The sequence below is a fragment of the Pseudanabaena yagii GIHE-NHR1 genome, from assembly GCF_012863495.1.
Taxonomy (GTDB): domain Bacteria; phylum Cyanobacteriota; class Cyanobacteriia; order Pseudanabaenales; family Pseudanabaenaceae; genus Pseudanabaena; species Pseudanabaena yagii.
On record NZ_JAAVJL010000001.1, the window covers coordinates 2,652,553 to 2,670,100 of the forward strand.

15 protein-coding genes are annotated in these 17,548 nt (G+C 43.6%); 6 read left to right on the top strand and 9 right to left on the bottom strand.

What is annotated here, in order from left to right; translation table 11 throughout:
* The first annotated feature begins 86 nt into the window (after positions 1–86).
* Positions 87–1,169 carry a photosystem II q(b) protein gene (gene psbA / locus HC246_RS12130; protein WP_169363608.1) on the top strand — a complete coding sequence of 361 codons (1,083 nt, stop codon included), beginning with the start codon at positions 87–89 and terminating at the stop codon, positions 1,167–1,169.
* Between the two features lie 94 nt (positions 1,170–1,263).
* On the opposite strand, the gene HC246_RS12135 is transcribed toward psbA (HC246_RS12130), so the two are convergent.
* The 3 genes from HC246_RS12135 to HC246_RS12145 are packed head-to-tail and all read right to left on the bottom strand — an operon-like array spanning position 1,264 to position 2,109.
* Positions 1,264–1,488 (bottom strand): hypothetical protein, encoded by a 225-nt coding sequence (locus tag HC246_RS12135; protein WP_169363609.1) that lies wholly within the window; start codon positions 1,486–1,488, stop codon positions 1,264–1,266.
* A gap of 22 nt (positions 1,489–1,510) precedes the next feature.
* Positions 1,511–1,936, bottom strand: a complete 426-nt coding sequence (locus tag HC246_RS12140; RefSeq protein ID WP_169363610.1) for a PIN domain-containing protein — start codon at positions 1,934–1,936, stop codon at positions 1,511–1,513.
* On the bottom strand, positions 1,936–2,109 hold the full coding sequence (locus HC246_RS12145) for a hypothetical protein (protein ID WP_169363611.1): 174 nt from the start codon (positions 2,107–2,109) through the stop codon (positions 1,936–1,938). Before HC246_RS12145 ends, HC246_RS12140 begins: the two co-directional genes overlap by 1 nt.
* 275 nt (positions 2,110–2,384) lie before the next feature.
* Here HC246_RS12145 and HC246_RS25510 point away from each other — a divergent pair, with 275 nt between their 5' ends.
* Positions 2,385–2,549, top strand: a complete 165-nt coding sequence (locus HC246_RS25510; protein ID WP_211167693.1) for an alpha/beta fold hydrolase — start codon at positions 2,385–2,387, stop codon at positions 2,547–2,549.
* 91 nt (positions 2,550–2,640) lie between these two features.
* The gene (locus HC246_RS12155; RefSeq protein WP_169363612.1) at positions 2,641–7,173 is read left to right on the top strand and encodes a PAS domain S-box protein; all 4,533 of its coding nucleotides are present in this window, start codon (positions 2,641–2,643) and stop codon (positions 7,171–7,173) included.
* 1 nt (position 7,174) lies between these two features.
* On the opposite strand, the gene HC246_RS12160 is transcribed toward HC246_RS12155, so the two are convergent.
* Both HC246_RS12160 and HC246_RS26925 read right to left on the bottom strand, forming a co-directional pair.
* Positions 7,175–7,348: a hypothetical protein gene (locus HC246_RS12160; protein ID WP_169363613.1), complete on the bottom strand. Its 174-nt coding sequence runs from the start codon at positions 7,346–7,348 to the stop codon at positions 7,175–7,177.
* A 122-nt stretch (positions 7,349–7,470) separates the two neighbouring features.
* Positions 7,471–7,656 carry a DUF1643 domain-containing protein gene (locus tag HC246_RS26925; protein ID WP_169364575.1) on the bottom strand — a complete coding sequence of 62 codons (186 nt, stop codon included), beginning with the start codon at positions 7,654–7,656 and terminating at the stop codon, positions 7,471–7,473.
* A gap of 366 nt (positions 7,657–8,022) precedes the next feature.
* Between HC246_RS26925 and psbA (HC246_RS12170) the strand changes: the two genes are divergently transcribed.
* The gene (psbA, locus tag HC246_RS12170) at positions 8,023–9,105 is read left to right on the top strand and encodes a photosystem II q(b) protein (protein ID WP_169363608.1); all 1,083 of its coding nucleotides are present in this window, start codon (positions 8,023–8,025) and stop codon (positions 9,103–9,105) included.
* Positions 9,106–9,347: 242 nt separating this feature from the next.
* Positions 9,348–10,451: an ISAs1 family transposase gene (locus HC246_RS12175; protein WP_169361865.1), complete on the top strand. Its 1,104-nt coding sequence runs from the start codon at positions 9,348–9,350 to the stop codon at positions 10,449–10,451.
* A gap of 151 nt (positions 10,452–10,602) precedes the next feature.
* On the opposite strand, the gene lipB is transcribed toward HC246_RS12175, so the two are convergent.
* Positions 10,603–11,307 carry a lipoyl(octanoyl) transferase LipB gene (gene lipB, locus HC246_RS12180; protein ID WP_169363614.1) on the bottom strand — a complete coding sequence of 235 codons (705 nt, stop codon included), beginning with the start codon at positions 11,305–11,307 and terminating at the stop codon, positions 10,603–10,605.
* A gap of 212 nt (positions 11,308–11,519) precedes the next feature.
* On the opposite strand from lipB, the gene HC246_RS12185 reads away from it, so the two are divergent.
* Complete coding sequence (locus HC246_RS12185; protein WP_169363615.1) at positions 11,520–11,951, top strand: hypothetical protein; 432 nt, start codon at positions 11,520–11,522, stop codon at positions 11,949–11,951.
* A gap of 151 nt (positions 11,952–12,102) precedes the next feature.
* Here the strand turns inward: HC246_RS12185 and HC246_RS12190 are convergent, their stop codons facing one another.
* From HC246_RS12190 to HC246_RS12200, 3 genes are all read right to left on the bottom strand, one after another.
* Positions 12,103–12,846 (bottom strand): cytochrome c biogenesis protein CcdA, encoded by a 744-nt coding sequence (locus HC246_RS12190; protein WP_169364576.1) that lies wholly within the window; start codon positions 12,844–12,846, stop codon positions 12,103–12,105.
* Positions 12,847–13,028: 182 nt separating this feature from the next.
* Positions 13,029–13,574: a 2'-5' RNA ligase family protein gene (locus tag HC246_RS12195; protein WP_169363616.1), complete on the bottom strand. Its 546-nt coding sequence runs from the start codon at positions 13,572–13,574 to the stop codon at positions 13,029–13,031.
* A 4-nt stretch (positions 13,575–13,578) separates the two neighbouring features.
* Entirely contained in the window at positions 13,579–17,340 is a 3,762-nt protein-coding gene (locus HC246_RS12200) for a CheR family methyltransferase (protein WP_169363617.1), read from the bottom strand.
* Positions 17,341–17,548 lie beyond the last annotated feature (208 nt).

The following is a 17,548-nucleotide window of genomic DNA, read 5'->3' on the forward strand; positions in this document are numbered from 1 at the left end:
ATGTTGACAAAACTTTACAATTTGATATATTTGTACATGTAAGCGCAAGTTTACATAAAAAATAAGTTTTAAACCAAAACACAAAAATGACAACAGCAGTACAAAGACGCGAAAGTGCGTCACTGTGGGATCAGTTTTGCAATTGGGTCACCAGCACCGAAAACCGCCTCTATGTAGGTTGGTTCGGCGTAATCATGATCCCTTGCTTACTCGCAGCGACCATTTGCTTCATCATCGCATTCATCGCAGCCCCTCCTGTCGATATTGACGGAATCCGTGAACCAGTAGCAGGTAGCTTGCTATTCGGAAACAACATGATTTCTGGCGCAGTTGTACCATCTTCAAACGCAATTGGCCTGCACTTTTACCCCATTTGGGAAGCAGATAGCCTCGACGAATGGCTATACAACGGTGGACCATACCAATTGGTAATTTTCCACTTCTTGCTCGGCATTTTCTGCTACATGGGACGTGAATGGGAATTGTCTTACCGTCTCGGTATGCGTCCTTGGATCGCAGTAGCATACTCCGCACCAGTAGCAGCAGCAACCGCAGTATTCTTGATCTACCCAATCGGACAAGGCTCCTTCTCAGACGGTATGCCTTTGGGAATCTCTGGAACCTTCAACTTCATGATCGTATTCCAAGCAGAGCACAACATCTTGATGCATCCTTTCCACATGTTGGGAGTAGCAGGTGTGTTCGGCGGTTCGTTGTTCAGTGCAATGCACGGTTCATTGGTAACCAGCAGCTTGATTCGTGAAACCACCGAAAACGAAAGCCAAAACTCGGGTTACAAGTTCGGACAAGAAGAAGAAACCTACAACATCGTTGCAGCACACGGCTACTTCGGTCGTTTGATTTTCCAATACGCTTCTTTCAGCAACAGCCGTCAATTGCACTTCTTCTTGGCACTATGGCCAGTAGTCGGCATTTGGTTCACCGCATTGGGCGTAAGCACAATGGCATTCAACTTGAACGGATTCAACTTCAACCAGTCTATCTCTGATAGCCAAGGTCGTGTTGTACCTTCTTGGGCAGACGTAATCAACCGCGCAAACTTGGGTATGGAAGTAATGCACGAGCGCAACGCTCACAACTTCCCACTCGATTTGGCAGCAGTTGATGTAGCTCCTGTAGCTATGAGCGCTCCTGCTATCAACGGTTAATCTTCGAGATTTACTCTCTACAAACAAAAAAGCAACCCCTAGGGGCTGCTTTTTTGTTTTGGTTTGTGCAGGAGTCGATCGCCTTGTTCGTTGGTTATGTACTGTACTTGAGGATTTCCTCTAAGATTTCGGGAGTAAGTCCCTTTTGTTGTGCTTCTAAACGAATTTCTTGAACTACTTTTTGGAGTGGAGTTGGTTGGGAAACGCATTGTAAAAATATGCTGACAAGGGTTTGCAAGGTTTGACGGTTTTCAGGTGTTGTATTTTGATATGCCTCGGCGATGGGGGCTTCGACTTGAAGGGTGATTTGTTTAAGCATGGTATATCTATTTCGCTAGCAATTATTTCATAAGATAAATTTCTACGTTTTGGCTGTTCCATGTAGCGATGCCAATTCCAAAAAAATCTTTGTCTTCTGTCCAGATTGGACAATCAAAGTGCATGGCTAAAGCGACTACTTGCCAATCGTTAGGATCTCTGGCTTTGATGCGTCTTTGAGCTTCATTTTTATACTGAATATAGAACTCTTCGGCGATCGGGATAATGGCTTCTTGTAGTTGTAATATTTCTTCGGAAAATGGAGATATTGATATTCCCAAATTTTGCTTTTGTAATATTTTGGGCAAGTTACTGTAAAGCTCTTGATAGCAATTATCAGGGGTTATAAAGTCACAGCTATTGACGTATTTATTTAAAAAATTTGGGACTTTTTCGCCTAATAATGCTCGAATTAGGATGTTTGTATCTAGGACAATCGTCTTTGCCATTATTTGATTGCGTCTCTCCTTGCTTGTTTACGCATGGCGTTAAATTCGGCAATGATGTCATCTTCGCTAATGCCGCGATCTTTTAAGAGTTGAGCAAATTTTTGGGCGGATTGACGTATGGCAATTAGGGTCTCCTTTGTAGGTTTTTTCAGTTGAATGGTTTGAGTTTTCATGGTGGATTAATGTTTTTAATAATAGTAGGGGCAATTTATGAATTGACCTTACCGTGAATCATAGCAAATTTTCCTATCTCTCATTCAATGGTGGCAAGCTGTTCACAATTTTAACGGATTCGACACTTACGCGCACGATCTCAATTAACAGAAACAACTTCCATTGCGATTTTGGAGTGAATCACTAATTTCCTTTACTCAAAGTGGGGGGTACGGCTCCTTTGAGAAGCAATTAAAATATTTGCAGCAAGATACCCTGATTCTCTGGGGCGATCGTGATCGGATTCTTGGGATATAAAGATGCTCTCAAGTTCCAATCCATAATTCCTAATCACAAACTAGTTTGGATCAAAAATAGCGGTCACGTTCCCCATCTCGAATGCCCCGAAATCGCTGCCCAAGAGATGATGGGATTTGCAAGCAGCGATCGCTTGTCATAAAAACGCGATGTCTAATTTTAATAATGATATAAAATAGAGTAACTCTTTGACTGCATCTTTCTTCTGTCGGATTTTAAGGGTTCATATCACTATGCTAAGCAATTTGGATGCAGCGATTGTACGAAACCCTTTGATGGCGAGGGCTGATGCAACTGTGCTTTCAGCAGTAGAACAGATGATTAACCTGAGTAGGCAGGAGATAGATGAGGAGAATGGATCAACAACCTGTGTAGTGATTGTGTCCGATGAGCTAAAAGTTTTAGGAATCTTGACACAGAAAGATGTGATGCGTCTAGTAGCCCAACAGCAGCCGATCGCCAAACTGACGCTTAGGCAATTCTTGAAACAGCACCGATCGCCATCAGCCAGCCCCATAATTTCAGAATCCGACTTGAGAGACTTTCGTAATATTAACGCCGCGATCAATCACTTTGAGTCGTTAAAAATTACGCATTTAGCGATAGCGATCGTGGACGCGCAAGAACAACTGGTTGGGATGCTATTTTACGAATCCCTCAAACGTCTGCGAGATTCCATCATTCACCAAGCTACAGCATCGCTCTTAGCCATCCAACAAAAGATTCATGAACGAATTGCCAAGGTGGAACCACTGCAAGATGTATTGGTGGATTTGCTGCAAACGATGGAAACCTATCTGCGGGGTAGTAGTTGTTCGATTACACTCTGTCGGGATGGACGACTGGGTGATATCGTCGCCCCCAGCCTGCCTCCAGACTATGCAAGGATAGTCTCTGAAATGGGCTTGCCGATCGCGGAAGGCGTGGGTAGCTGCGGGACTGCGGCGTTTCGGCGCGAATTGGTCGTGGTGACTGATATCGACAGCGATCCACTATGGCGAAATGACAAATCCTTTGTCCTCTGCTATGGTTTACAAGCCTGTACGTCCATACCGATTTTTGCCAGCAATCGGACGCTATTAGGTACATTTGGTATTTACTATCGCGAGCAGAAAGCACCTCAAGCTCAGGAGCTAGTCTGGATCGCTCAGGCTGCCAATATTGCAGGTATTGTGATCGAGCGAGATCGAGCCACACAAGCTTTGCAGCAGCTAAATCAGGATCTGGAAAATCGGGTGCAGGTGCGAACGCAAGAACTGCAAGAACGGGAACAATTTTTGCAGACGGTACTAGATACGTTTCCCCTTTCGGTGTTCTGGAAAGATCTCAATTCGGTGTATTTGGGCTGCAACCAGAATTTTCTGGACGATGCGGGACTCTCGACGATCGCGCAGATTATTGGCAAGACAGACAATGAACTGCCTTGGGGGGAAACGGAAGCTGATTTTTACCGAGCCAATGATCGGGCGGTGATCGAGAGTCAAACTGCCAAACTGAGAATTGAGGAAACTCAACACCATGCTGATGGGGAGATTATTTGGACGGAAACTAACAAGATCCCCCTCCGCAATCTACAAGGTGAGGTGATCGGCGTATTGGGGACTTACCAAGATATCAGCGATCGCAAAGCCGCAGAATTAGCAGTACAAGCCAGTGAAGCCAAATTCCGACGGATTACCGAAAGTGTACCAGGGATGATCTTCCGCTATGTTTTGCATCCTGATGGTCGGGATGAGTTGGTCTATGTCAGCCCTCAAGTGCAGCAGATTTATGAACTGACTCCTGAAGCAGTACTTCAGGATATGAGTTGTCTCTGGGCGAGAATTCACACAGAAGACGTTCCTAAGATGCAAATGGCTGTTCAGGATTCGGCTGCTTCCCTCCAACCCTTTTTCGTTGAAGGACGTTTGCTCCTGTCGGGGGATCGGGTGAAATGGATACAGGTTAGTTCCAAACCCGATCGCCAAGAAAATGGTGATGTTATTTGGGACGGAGTGGTAATTGATATTAGCGATCGCAAAAGATTAGAACAAAAACAAACCAGACTTACAGCAATACTTGAATCAACCCCTGATTATATTGGTATGGCTAATACTAAAGGCGAAATTTTGTGGCACAACAGGCATCTCAAAGAATTACGTCCCGAACTGGATAATGGTGAAGAGCATCGGTTTATTTCGGAATGTCATCCTGATTGGGTAAATCAAATTATATTTGAACAGGCTCTACCCACGGCAATTGAGAAGGGTAGTTGGGCTGGGGAACTGGCGCTGCTAGATGGCACAGGCAAAGAAATCCCCGTCTCCCAAGTGATCGTTGCTCATAAGTCAGCCAGTGGCATGGTCGAGAGTTTCTCGACCATAATGAGAGATATCAGCGATCGCAAAGCTGCGGAGAAAGCTCTGACACATAAACAAAGTCACCTCGCCGCCCTGATCAACAATATCCCTCACATTGCTTGGATTAAGGATGAACAAAGTCGGGTTATTGCGGTAAATGAACCCTTTGCCCAAGCCTTTGGCGTTTCGGCTGAGGAATTAGTCGGTAAAACAGATTTTGATATTTTTCCAGCAGACTTGGCTCAAGCCTATCATGACGATGATGTCGAGGTATTGCAATCTGGTAAACGTAAGGTAGTGGTGGAGAGAGGCGCAAGGGCTGATGGAACTTTAGGGTGGTTTGAAACAACCAAAACGCCCTTTCGGGACGATCAGCTAAACATTGCTGGAACGGTTGGGATTGCGGCGGATATTACCGATCTTAAAACGATGGAACTATCGTTAAAAGCCAGTGAGCGACGCTATGCCAGTCTCGCGGCGGCGGCTCCAGTCGCTATTTTTCGCTTTGATACCCCACTCAACTGTGTCTATGTCAACGAGCGCTGGAGTGATCTGAGTGGGCGATCGATGGAATCAGCCTTGGGTCATGGTTGGATGGAATCATTGCATCCCGACGACAGTGAGCAACGCATAGCCGAATGGACTGAATACTATGCCAATTCTAATCCTGAGAGTCAGATCATTCATGGCAGCGAAGGTCGGCAACTCCGTCCAGATGGCTCCACAGTGTGGAGTTATATCCAAGTGGCGAAGGAATTCGATAATGATGGCAACGTGGTGGGCTATATCGGCACGCTGACCGATATTACCGATCGCAAAAACACTGAACTTGCACTTCAAGACCTATCAGATCGTCTGGAATTTTCCCTAAAAGGAGCCAAAATTGGTATTTGGGAATATCAAATAAATGAAGGGTGCTTGTTGTGGGATGAGCGGATGTTTAGCCTTTATGGAATTTCGCCAGAGGATTTTTCTGGTAAATATGAGGATTGGTTACAGCGCGTTCATCCCGAAGATCGAGATTGGGTACAGCAGTCTGAACGACAAGCCTATCAAGGATCTAAAGAATGTCGAGTCGAATTTCGGATTATTTGCCCCGATGGTACAATCCGCTTTATCGATTCCTTCGCTTTCAGCCAATTTAATGCCCAAGGAGAAATTGAAAAGACGATTGGTTTAAACATTGATATCACCGATCGCAAACAGACAGAAGCACAACTGCAACACACTAACGAAGAACTGATCAAAGCAACTCGCCTCAAAGATGAGTTTCTTGCCAATATGAGCCATGAATTACGCACCCCGCTCAACGCTATTTTAGGCATGACGGAAATTCTTCAGGAACAGATTTTTGGTGATTTAAATGATCGGCAACTGCAATCTCTCCACACCATTGAGAAAAGTAGCAATCACCTACTGGAATTGATTAACGATATTCTGGATGTAGCGAAAATCGAAGCAGGGCAAATTAAGCTATCTTGTCAACCCAGTAATGTCGAAACCCTTTGTCAATCGAGTTTAATCTTTATTCAGCAACAAGCCTTCAGCAAAAATATTCAACTGGAGACAGAGATTCCCCCCAACCTACCCGCCATCAACCTTGATGAACGGCGAATTCGGCAAGTGCTGATTAATCTGCTCAATAATGCCGTCAAATTCACACCGAACGGCGGCAAAATCAGCCTAAAAGTAAGTTACATAAAATTTCTAGGTAATGCCGCGATCGCCAATGGTAGTGGCATTACCTATGAAACCCTAGAGATGAGCGTCATTGATACTGGGATCGGGATTGCGCCAGATCAGATCAAACGACTATTTCAACCATTTGTACAGGTGGAGAGCGCCCTCAATCGTAACTACGAAGGTTCGGGATTGGGCTTAGCCCTCGTCAAGCGCTTGGTGGAACTGCATGGCGGCAAAGTCAGATTAACCAGTGAATTAGGGGTGGGGAGTTGCTTTACGATCGCAATTCCGATCGCGCCGTTCTGTGACTTATCCGTTGAGCCAGAATCTACACTTTCGACTCACCCTGAGGCGATCAAACCTGAGATCGGTGATGCACCAGTAATTTTACTCGCCGAGGATAATGAGGAGAACATCAATACGCTTGCTACTTATTTAAGTCTTAAGGGCTATCGCTTAGTCATCGCCCACAATGGTCGCATGGCGATCGACTTGGCTCAACAAACCCACCCCGATCTAATTTTAATGGATATTCAAATGCCAGAAATGGATGGCTTGGAAGCTATCCAGCGAATTCGTCAAATACCTGAGTTAGCTGATACGCCGATCATTGCATTGACCGCACTAGCAATGTCTGGTGATCGCGATCGGTGCATCGCGGTGGGTGCAAATGACTATCTCAGTAAACCAGTGTCACTGAAACAGCTAGTCAAGAAAATCAACGGCTACTTGACGGAGCCTTAATTTAAAGATGCGATCGCAGTGAGTAGCTAGGCGCAAGATAAAGATCGACTATATCGCCTACACATAGAATCTTCTCTACTTGAGCCATTTGAAAGAAATGGAGCGCTATTTCAAGATAATCTGCTTCAGCATGAACATCTCCAATAAGTCCAATCTCTTCAAAACACATATTCATTATTTGATATCCCTTCTCATTTCAACTGAATAGAAAATTGTTTCTTCTCTTTTGCGATAAGCTCGATCATACTTAAAATAATCCTAGATACTTTGCTCAAAAAGGCGATCGCAAAAAATATATTAGTAGGCAACAGGTTGTTTCTTACACATAACATATAGCGGATGACGTGGATAACCAGCTTTTGTAATTCCTAAACAGTGAGGTTGAATATTGTGTTTAGATATCAACTCCAAAACAAGGCGATCGCGTTGCATTAACTTCCCGTTATTCCCCCAAGCAACAACAACCTGATCGGCTGACTTAATCGCCTTTTTTTAATAGCGATCGCTCTGTTTCCCACAGGATCAATTGCTTGTCTAAGATCTGATGGCTTCGCTGTAAATCTCCACAACAAACATCTATAAACACTCAATAACCTAGAACACACAACACTACTGAAGTCTACTCTCGTAAAACCTGCAATAACGATGATTTCAATCTTTGCCTGTATATTTAGACAGTCAATCAAGAAGGACAAACTACCTAAGGACGGTAATCAGCCAAATTGCGATCGGGTATCCCTACAGATAGATTAGTCTTAAAAAGACTTTACAAAACTACATAGTCAACATTACATTAGTCACATAGCGCAAGCTAATCATAAATTTTTAATTCACCGCAATCATAAAACAATGACAACAGCAGTACAAAGACGCGAAAGCGCGTCACTGTGGGATCAGTTTTGCAATTGGGTCACCAGCACCGAAAACCGCCTCTATGTAGGTTGGTTCGGCGTAATCATGATCCCTTGCTTACTCGCAGCGACCATTTGCTTCATCATCGCATTCATCGCAGCCCCTCCTGTCGATATTGACGGAATCCGTGAACCAGTAGCAGGTAGCTTGCTATTCGGAAACAACATGATTTCTGGCGCAGTTGTACCATCTTCAAACGCAATTGGCCTGCACTTTTACCCCATTTGGGAAGCAGATAGCCTCGACGAATGGCTATACAACGGTGGACCATACCAATTGGTAATTTTCCACTTCTTGCTCGGCATTTTCTGCTACATGGGACGTGAATGGGAATTGTCTTACCGTCTCGGTATGCGTCCTTGGATCGCAGTAGCATACTCCGCACCAGTAGCAGCAGCAACCGCAGTATTCTTGATCTACCCAATCGGACAAGGCTCCTTCTCAGACGGTATGCCTTTGGGAATCTCTGGAACCTTCAACTTCATGATCGTATTCCAAGCAGAGCACAACATCTTGATGCATCCTTTCCACATGTTGGGAGTAGCAGGTGTGTTCGGCGGTTCGTTGTTCAGTGCAATGCACGGTTCATTGGTAACCAGCAGCTTGATTCGTGAAACCACCGAAAACGAAAGCCAAAACTCGGGTTACAAGTTCGGACAAGAAGAAGAAACCTACAACATCGTTGCAGCACACGGCTACTTCGGTCGTTTGATTTTCCAATACGCTTCTTTCAGCAACAGCCGTCAATTGCACTTCTTCTTGGCACTATGGCCAGTAGTCGGCATTTGGTTCACCGCATTGGGCGTAAGCACAATGGCATTCAACTTGAACGGATTCAACTTCAACCAGTCTATCTCTGATAGCCAAGGTCGTGTTGTACCTTCTTGGGCAGACGTAATCAACCGCGCAAACTTGGGTATGGAAGTAATGCACGAGCGCAACGCTCACAACTTCCCACTCGATTTGGCAGCAGTTGATGTAGCTCCTGTAGCTATGAGCGCTCCTGCTATCAACGGTTAATCTTCGAGATTAGTCTCTATAAATAAAAAAGCCTCTCCGCAAGGAGAGGCTTTTTTATTTATAAATCTCACCTTACGCAGATGGAAAATTTGCCCTCACCCCCCAGCCCCCTGTCCCGCAAGGCGAGGGCAGGGTGGTTTCATTTTCGGGAAGTGATAGTGAGAAGGGATTACAGAAAAACAGCAAAGCCAAAATAGTAAAAAATGGTCTGTTAAGAGCTAAACAAAAAGCAAAACCAGACCATGAACTTTATAGAACAATTAAAGCAGATCCCAGACCATCGGAAAAGTAAAGGTAAGCGACATCCACTATGGCTAGTCATGTGCTTAACCTTGCTGGGAGTATTGTGTAATTATCACGGATATCGACCCTTAGCAGATTTCTGTGAGAAACATTGGCAAACCCTACAAACAAGGCTAGAGCTAGCACCAGAGAGTCGAATCCCGTCATATTCGACCTTTCGTCGTGTCATTCAAGGAGTAGAAATTGAGCCAATAGTTAAACTATTTAACGAGTGGTGTAGAAATAGCTATACAGGCGAATCAGGGCAATGGCTGGCGATGGACGGAAAAAGCATCAAATGTACTGTCTCCAATCAGACTGATTCTAGGCAAAACTTTACCAGTACCGTATCAGCCTTTACCCATGAAACGGGAGAAGTAATAGCCCTTGCCGTATCCGAAAACAAACAAATTAGTGAAATCGAAGTCGTTAAACAAGTGATTACCTCTTTACAAGGGCAGAAAGCCTCTTTCACCCTAGATGCCTTACATTGCCAAAAAGATACGGTGAAATTAATTGTTGAACAGGAACAGCATTATTTGATTGCGCTCAAAAATAATCAACCGAATTTGCTCAAGATTTTGGATAACTTACATCAAACCACGGAAGCCCTTAGCTATGCTGAAGAGTTTGACAAATCTCATAGCCGTCAAGTGCGCCGTCGCGTTTGGGTTTATCCTGCGCCGACTCACCTACGTAAACAATGGTCGTCTCTACAGTCTTTGATTTATGTGGAACGCGAGGGCTGGCGTGATGACAAGCCTTTTGTCGAATCAGTTGGTTATATTTCTGACTTGTCTCTCAAGGCGGCTCAGTTTCTTGACCCGATTCGCCTACACTGGGGCATTGAAAATCGCTTACATTGGGTGCGCGATGTCCTTTTTCAAGAGGATACGGGGTTACGTCGTGGTGGTAATGCTCCTACTATTTGGGCAATTATTCACTGTTTTATCATGACCACTGTTCGTCGCCTTGGCTTTCGGACGATTCCTCAGGGGCAACGGGTTCTCGCGAATCAGGTTCATCAAGTTTTTGATATTCTCTCCTGCTCTTATTCTTACTGATTTCCTCCTTCTAAATTTTCTGCTTCTCCCTTCCTGCTTGCTTTTCCGAAAATGAAACCACCCTGCTGTCCCGCAAGGCGAGGGGGAGAAAGATTTAATTATTTTCTTGTTCCCCTCTCCTGCGGGAGAGGGGCTAGGGGTGAGGGCTTTACTAACCTTCTGCGTAAGATGACTTATAAATATCTCGTTGAAGTTGCATTTCCAAATTAAATATTTCGGCAAAGGTTTGAGCGATCGCCTTTTTTACCTGCTCAAAATCAACATTAATTGCAAATTGATTGAGATTACATACTTGGCAATTGCTAATGCCACATGGCACGATGCGATCAAAGCCTGATAAATCCATGCAGACATTCAAGGCAAAGCCATGCATCGTAATCCATTGACTGACCTTGATTCCAACCTGAGCGATTTTCTGATACTGACCTGCTTGATCGATCCATACGCCAGTTAAACCTTGAATCCGTTGTGATTTGACATCATAACTAGCGAGGACTTGAATAATAACTTCTTCCATTTGTCGCAAATACCAATGTAAATCACGCTGATGATGTTCCAAGTTCAAGATGGGATAGGCGACTAACTGCCCGATCGCATGGTGGGTAACTTCGCCACCGCGCTCAATGCGATGACATTCGATGTCAGGATCATCAGGATTGAACTTGAGAAACTCTAAGCTTGAACCTTGACCAAGAGTATAGACAGCAGGATGTTCCAATAGCAATAACACATCGGGCAAGTCTTTTCCCTCACGCCTTGCTTGCTTGCGTTCCTCTACTAGTTCTTTTTGCCATTGCCATGCTGTTAGATAGGGAATAGGGCGATCGCTTTGGTACAGTAAGCAAGTTCGTTGCATATCAAGCTTCTTTCAAAAGTATTAGGGTTTTCAAATGAGTATGCACTCGTTTGAAAACAAAAAATCAATGTTTGTGTTTTTAATTGTGCCGTAGGCACAATTAAAAACACTGGGTTCATTAAAGGGAAAATCGATCATCCTGAAATGATGAGATCTAAATAATTCTATAATCTTTGCAGATTTTTATAGATTTTTAGGAATTGTTGATAATTATGACAATATCTTTATCATCCCGTGCGGAATTGCTCTCCAAATTGATTTTAGAACTAATCGAAGTTTTGCGCGATCGCCAAGGTGACACATGGGCAGCAATTACCCGCGTTGCCTCTGGTAAATCTGCCACTATTGCGATCGATGATACCCGTCTGTATTTGCAAGCAGAGAATGGGCAAGAGTTAAGTCTCCAAATTACTACCGCCGATCCTGAAGCCAATAATTCCTTTGAGAGTACTGGTGAGGCTTTACGCAATGTCATGTTTGGGCGATCTTCCCTCGACAAAGCTGTTGCTTCTGGCAAAATATTTATCCGCGCCAGTTTTGGCGATTTATTGAAAATCCGTGCGGTTGTGTCTGCGGTTCTTGCAGATACCGCGAATGAGCCAAGATTACAGAATCTATGGGAACGATTTGATCGCGAATGGTAATAGCGATTTAAGCCGTGCTTCGCACGGCTTAAATCGCAAATTAGGGACTTGCTATTAAAGTAGCTGTGGCTTCGGCTCCGCTCAGCCACCGTTAGCTGAGCGAAGTCGAAGCTAGATAACTTTGGTGGGACATTTTTTATCCGCAAGAGCCTTAAGTGATCTTACTCAAAATGGAAAGAGTGCCAAATCCAATGAGAATGAGACCACTTCCCCAGTTGAGCCAACTTGACCAACGACGTATTTCTAAAAACTGTTTGATGATGCCTGTAAAGGTTCCTGCGATCGCTAGAGGTAAGACTGAGCCGATCGCATAGGCTAGGAGAAACTCTGTTCCGACGAGCAAGTTTCCTGAGCCTGAAACCCATGCCAAAAGGGTAACTAAGACGGGTGTACTACAAGGTGATGCCACAAATCCAAAGGATAAACCGATTAATAGCGATCGCAATCCTTGGGGTAAACTCTGCGATACTTCCCAATTCCCCAAGTTTGGTAATCGCAAAGAAATTACTTCCAGTAGCTGCAACCCCATGATGATTGCAATGCTCCCCATGACTACTGACCAGCCCCAAGCCGTTTGTCCATAGATTTTGCCAAGTAGTGCCGCTGCTAATCCGAAACCTGTTAAAGCGATCGCAAATCCCAAACAGAACCAAGCAGATTGTAAAGCCGCCTTCCATGTACTCTTGGCTTCGTAGCCACCGATATAGCCGATGGTTAGCGGTAACATCGATAGGGTGCAAGGGGTGAGACTGGTGACTAGTCCTGCTAGAAATACTACGCCTACACTTGTCCATGAAACATGGTTAAGTTGACTATTTACTAGTGCATCAGCCCATTGCTCAAGGTGATAAAGCCAGCTTGGTAGCGATCGCGCTAAAGTATCGATAAATTGCATCATAGAAATTGATGATACAAGATTTCCTTAAGAATTAGGGACTTGCTATTAATTAAAGTACCTGTGGCTTCGACGCTTCGACAGGCTCAGTGCATCGCTCCGCTCAGCCAACGTTAGCTGAGCGAAGTCGAAGCTAGATAATTTGGTGGGACTTTTTATCCGCAAGTCCCTTACAGCCAGTGTTAGGCTCCTTTCAAGGCGAAATTAGATAGAACTTGCCATTGTTGCTGATCATGCGAAAGTAATGTAATTTCCTTTGGTGCAAATTCAAAATTAATTTGGCGATCGCTGAATTCAGCCCATGCTAGCTCGAAGTTTTCAGGGGTTAAATCTCGAAAACCAACCGTCATATGTGGCACAAAAGGTCTATTCGCGTAGGGATCGACAATGCCAAGCTCATTAGACAATGTGGCAGCGATATCTACATATAGACTTTGCAAAGTTGGGTTTGTTTGGACATCGATGTAAATTACACGCGGAGGAAAAGCGGCAAATCCTGATAAGTGAATCAGAAAAGGCGATCGCGTTTTGGCAAATTGGGCTAGTTCACTTTGTAATGGCTCAAGGCGATCACTAGATAACTCAAAGGGAGGTATGAGAGTGATGTGGGGAGGTGCTTTGAGAGTGGCTTTAGTGCCGTAGCGATCGCGAAAATAATTTTGAATTTGAAGAACTTCTGTTTGTATTGCCATAGGTGGCAATAGGGCGATAAAAAATCTTTGATTCATATTGCTAAGTAGTTGGTTCGGCTAAGTCTAATTCAAAGCTAAAAGTGCTGCCCACCCCAACCTCACTTGTAACTATAATTTCGCCGCCCATTTTTCTGACCAGATTTTGGCTAATCGCTAAGCCTAAGCCCGTACCTTGATTTTTTACTTTTGTTTCACCAAGCTGCTCAAAAGGTCGAAATATTCTTCCTAAATCAGAATCTGCAATCCCAATGCCCGTATCAGTGATCGTAAATCTAATTAACTCACGGTGATTGGCGGATGGCAACTTGCTCACAGCAAAGATAATTTCACCAGTGGATGTAAACTTAATCGCATTGCTCAATAAATTTAGCAGCACTTGTCTTAAGCGATGTTCGTCGGCATAGATATTTTCAGGAAGATCATCGGCAAATTGAGTTATCAAGGTCAGATTTTTTGCTTCGGCATTTTTGTAAACCATCTCCATTGTCATTTGTAAAAAATTGGCGAACAATAAATGATTTGGCTCAATCTCCATTTTATCAGCTTCAATTCTGGCGATATCTAGCAGATCTTGAATTAAGAACAGCAGATACTCACCAGATTGTCGAATCATCTCTACAAAGTCCTTGGTTTCGGTATCTAGGTTTGGACTGAGTTGGAGAAGTTGGGTAAAGCCCATGATCGCATTGAGGGGAGTGCGTAATTCATGACTCATATTGCCTAGAAATCGACTCTTGGCACGATTGGCTACCTCAGAAGCGATAATTGCCTCAGATAATTCCTGATTTTTGGTAAGCATTTGTTGCTTTTGGAGTTTCTGTTCGGTGATGTCTTCGATCGCAATTAAAATCATCTTGCCAATATCACTTTGCTCGATCTGACAAGCATTGAGCAACATCGTGCGCGTGCCTAATTGCGAAAAGTTTTGGGTAACTTCGTAGTCATGCACGGAAATATCCATTAGCAATGTTTCATTTAGGAGCGATCGCATTTTGGGCATATCCCAATCTCCTCGTCCTAGCTCGAAAATTGATTGCTGCTCTACTTGAGCAGGATTCATTTGGAAGATTTCATAAAAGGCGCGGTTTGCCGTAATTACTGTTAGCTCAGAGTTGAGTACGATCAAGGGCTGGCGTAAGGTTTCAATGATTGTATGAGCGTAGTTACGGGCTGATTCTAGGGCGAGTGCATTGCGTTTGAGCACATCAATATCTATTAAGCTAATGACTACTCCATCAATGCGATCATCAGTAGTGCGATAGGGACGGATACGGAGGCTAAACCAATGACCTCCACGATCCTGTACATCCTGCTCATAGGGAATCAAGGTATCAATTACTGATGTTACTAGTTCGATGAGGTGGGGAACCTCAATATTGGTTTGAATATCGCTAAAGGGTCGTCCTACATCACTAGAAATCAGGTTAAATAACTGTTCTGCCATGGGTGTAAAGCGTCTAATCCGCAAGTCGCCTGACAGCATCAAAATCGGGATATTCACACTACTCAGCAGATTTTGTAAATCGTTATTAACTGTATGTAATTGAATATTGCGATCGCGTAACTCGTCATTGATTGTGCTTAGTTCTTCATTCGTGGCTTGAATTTCTTCCTTAGCAGTTTCTAGTTCCTCATTAGCACTTTGCAATTCCTCATTACTAGATAGAAACTCTTCGCTAGCCACCTTAAGATCTTGATTGGTCGCCTCTTGAGACTCAATGATTGATCGCAAATATTCCTTGGTGTTTTCTAACTCGTAGGTGAGGCGCATGACTTCAATTTCTGCCTCCGTCTGCCGCACTTTACGAGATTTTGTGAGAGACCTGATCGTGAAGTTAGTGGATAGAGAGGGATTAGGACGACTCTCGAACAGTACTAAAAAGAAGCGATCGCTATTAATGCGTAGGGGAATTACATCGATCTTCACCAGCAAGTTTTGCTGCATCTCAATGCCATCCTTACAAACGGGAATGTCCTGATTTTTAGCACTATGAATCAGCGATCGCAATTCTAGCTTTAATTCCGAACGCGCCATTTTTAATAAGTTCAAACTCGCTTTACCTGGAGCAGGTTCGAGAAAAAGACTAGTCTGTCCACGAAATTTCAAGATTTCCAAATTGTAATCAACTGTCACACCCACAGGTGCATAGCGATTCAGAACTACTTGATCGGCTAATTGTTCTATATTAATGTCATCAACTAAACTAGAATTGTCTTCCAAATTGCCTGCTTCGCTCGTATAAGTGCTTTTGCCAAAGTTGAAGTTCATGCGAGGTGGTGTGAGTTTACGCTGATAAATACGATATTTTTTATCAATGATTGCAAACAGATCCGTAGCATTGCCAATTCCCTCAGAACTTCCCAACATCAAAAAGCGATCGGGATTCAGTGCATAGTGAAATATTGGCATGATCTTCTTTTGCAGAGATGGCTCTAGATAAATCAGCATATTTCGACAACTGATCAAGTCTAGCCGCGAAAAGGGTGGATCGCTAGTCAAATTCTGCCGTGCAAATACACATAATTCTCTGACAGATTTACCAATTTGATAGCTTCCCTGCATTGGTGTAAAAAAGCGTCGTAATCTCTCTGGAGACACATCGGTTAATACATTTTGACTATAAATTCCTTGACGGGCTTTCTCGATCGCAATTTCGCTAATATCGGTTGCAAAAATCTGAATTGGCGGTCTTATAGGTAGATTATCAAAAAATTCTAATAAACAGATGGCAATGGAATAAGCTTCTTCACCTGTTGAGCAACCCACCACCCAAATGCGAATTGGTACATCGAAGCTTTTATTTTGACAAATTACGGGAAATACCAGTTGTTGGAGTGCGCTAAAAGATTCTGAATCCCGAAAAAAGCTGGTCACATTAATCAAAATGTCGTGGTATAGCTTCTCAACTTCATGGGGATACTCTTGTAAATATTGGACATATTGATCGAGATTTTGGATGTTTATTAAACCCATTCGCCTCGAAATTCTTCTTCTGACCGTGCCTTGTTTGTAATGGCTAAAGTCTACCCCCATCGCTTTTTGCAGCATTATAAATATTTGAGTGAGAGATTCTGGACTTTCCTCAAATATTGACGAAACTTCGTCATTTGTTTCATCCGAAGCATTCTCGTCATCGATCTCCATATTTGCTATTTCATTTTTACTCTGACTGATGTTGACGATTTCATTGGCAATCTCCGCAGGTGAGAGGACAAAATCCACATAGCCTGAAGCGATCGCAATCATTGGCATTGTGGGAAATTCGGCTGAGATAATATCCTGCGCGAAGGTAATGCCCCCTACAGACTTAATTACCCCCAAACCTGCTGTGCCATCTTCATTACTACCTGATAGGACAACTGCGATCGCTAGATTACCGCGATCTGCTGCAAGCGAACTAAAAAAGCCATCAATCACCATGTATTTTCCCCGCACTCGCCGTCGAGGTTCTAGCTTTAAAATGCCCTGTTCCAGCGTCATCAGTGTATTAGGCGGAATCACATATATAGAGTTAGGAATAATTTTCATTCCTTCACTGGCTTGATGGACAGGCATTTCTGTAGAGCGTTGCAAAATCTCACTGAGCTGACTGATATGTAAAGGTGCTAAATGTTGAATTAGCACAAATCCCATACCTGTATCACTAGGCAAGTTTTGTAAGATTTGCGTAAATGCTTCTAATCCCCCCGCAGATGCCCCAATCCCCACTATTGGAAAATATTCCTGCTGATTTTGCTCAGACTCTATCGATAGATTTGAGAAGCTATTTTCTTCTGGATTTGAGTCTGGCTCAGAAATCATTTGCTTCTCTTGATTTAATAGTTAATTGTCACTAATTATAACTATAACATTTAGAGTATTAGGCTCTTGTGAATAAAAAATGTCCCACTAAAGTTATCTAGCTTCGACTTCGCTCAGCTAACGTTGGCTGAGCGGAGTCGAAGCCACAGGTACTTTAATTAGTGGCAAATTCCTTACTTAGTAGCTTTATTAAGATTACTATCAACCC

What these genes read in the sequence shown, in the direction of transcription:
- psbA (WP_169363608.1), top strand. Translation starts at nt 87, where the DNA reads ATGACAACAGCAGTACAAAGACGCGAAAGTGCGTCACTGTGGGATCAG.
- HC246_RS12135 (WP_169363609.1), bottom strand. Translation starts at nt 1,488, where the DNA reads ATGCTTAAACAAATCACCCTTCAAGTCGAAGCCCCCATCGCCGAGGCA.
- HC246_RS12140 (WP_169363610.1), bottom strand. Translation starts at nt 1,936, where the DNA reads ATGGCAAAGACGATTGTCCTAGATACAAACATCCTAATTCGAGCATTA.
- HC246_RS12145 (WP_169363611.1), bottom strand. Translation starts at nt 2,109, where the DNA reads ATGAAAACTCAAACCATTCAACTGAAAAAACCTACAAAGGAGACCCTA.
- HC246_RS12155 (WP_169363612.1), top strand. Translation starts at nt 2,641, where the DNA reads ATGCTAAGCAATTTGGATGCAGCGATTGTACGAAACCCTTTGATGGCG.
- HC246_RS12160 (WP_169363613.1), bottom strand. Translation starts at nt 7,348, where the DNA reads ATGAATATGTGTTTTGAAGAGATTGGACTTATTGGAGATGTTCATGCT.
- psbA (WP_169363608.1), top strand. Translation starts at nt 8,023, where the DNA reads ATGACAACAGCAGTACAAAGACGCGAAAGCGCGTCACTGTGGGATCAG.
- HC246_RS12175 (WP_169361865.1), top strand. Translation starts at nt 9,348, where the DNA reads ATGAACTTTATAGAACAATTAAAGCAGATCCCAGACCATCGGAAAAGT.
- lipB (WP_169363614.1), bottom strand. Translation starts at nt 11,307, where the DNA reads ATGCAACGAACTTGCTTACTGTACCAAAGCGATCGCCCTATTCCCTAT.
- HC246_RS12185 (WP_169363615.1), top strand. Translation starts at nt 11,520, where the DNA reads ATGACAATATCTTTATCATCCCGTGCGGAATTGCTCTCCAAATTGATT.
- HC246_RS12190 (WP_169364576.1), bottom strand. Translation starts at nt 12,846, where the DNA reads ATGCAATTTATCGATACTTTAGCGCGATCGCTACCAAGCTGGCTTTAT.
- HC246_RS12195 (WP_169363616.1), bottom strand. Translation starts at nt 13,574, where the DNA reads ATGAATCAAAGATTTTTTATCGCCCTATTGCCACCTATGGCAATACAA.
- HC246_RS12200 (WP_169363617.1), bottom strand. Translation starts at nt 17,340, where the DNA reads ATGATTTCTGAGCCAGACTCAAATCCAGAAGAAAATAGCTTCTCAAAT.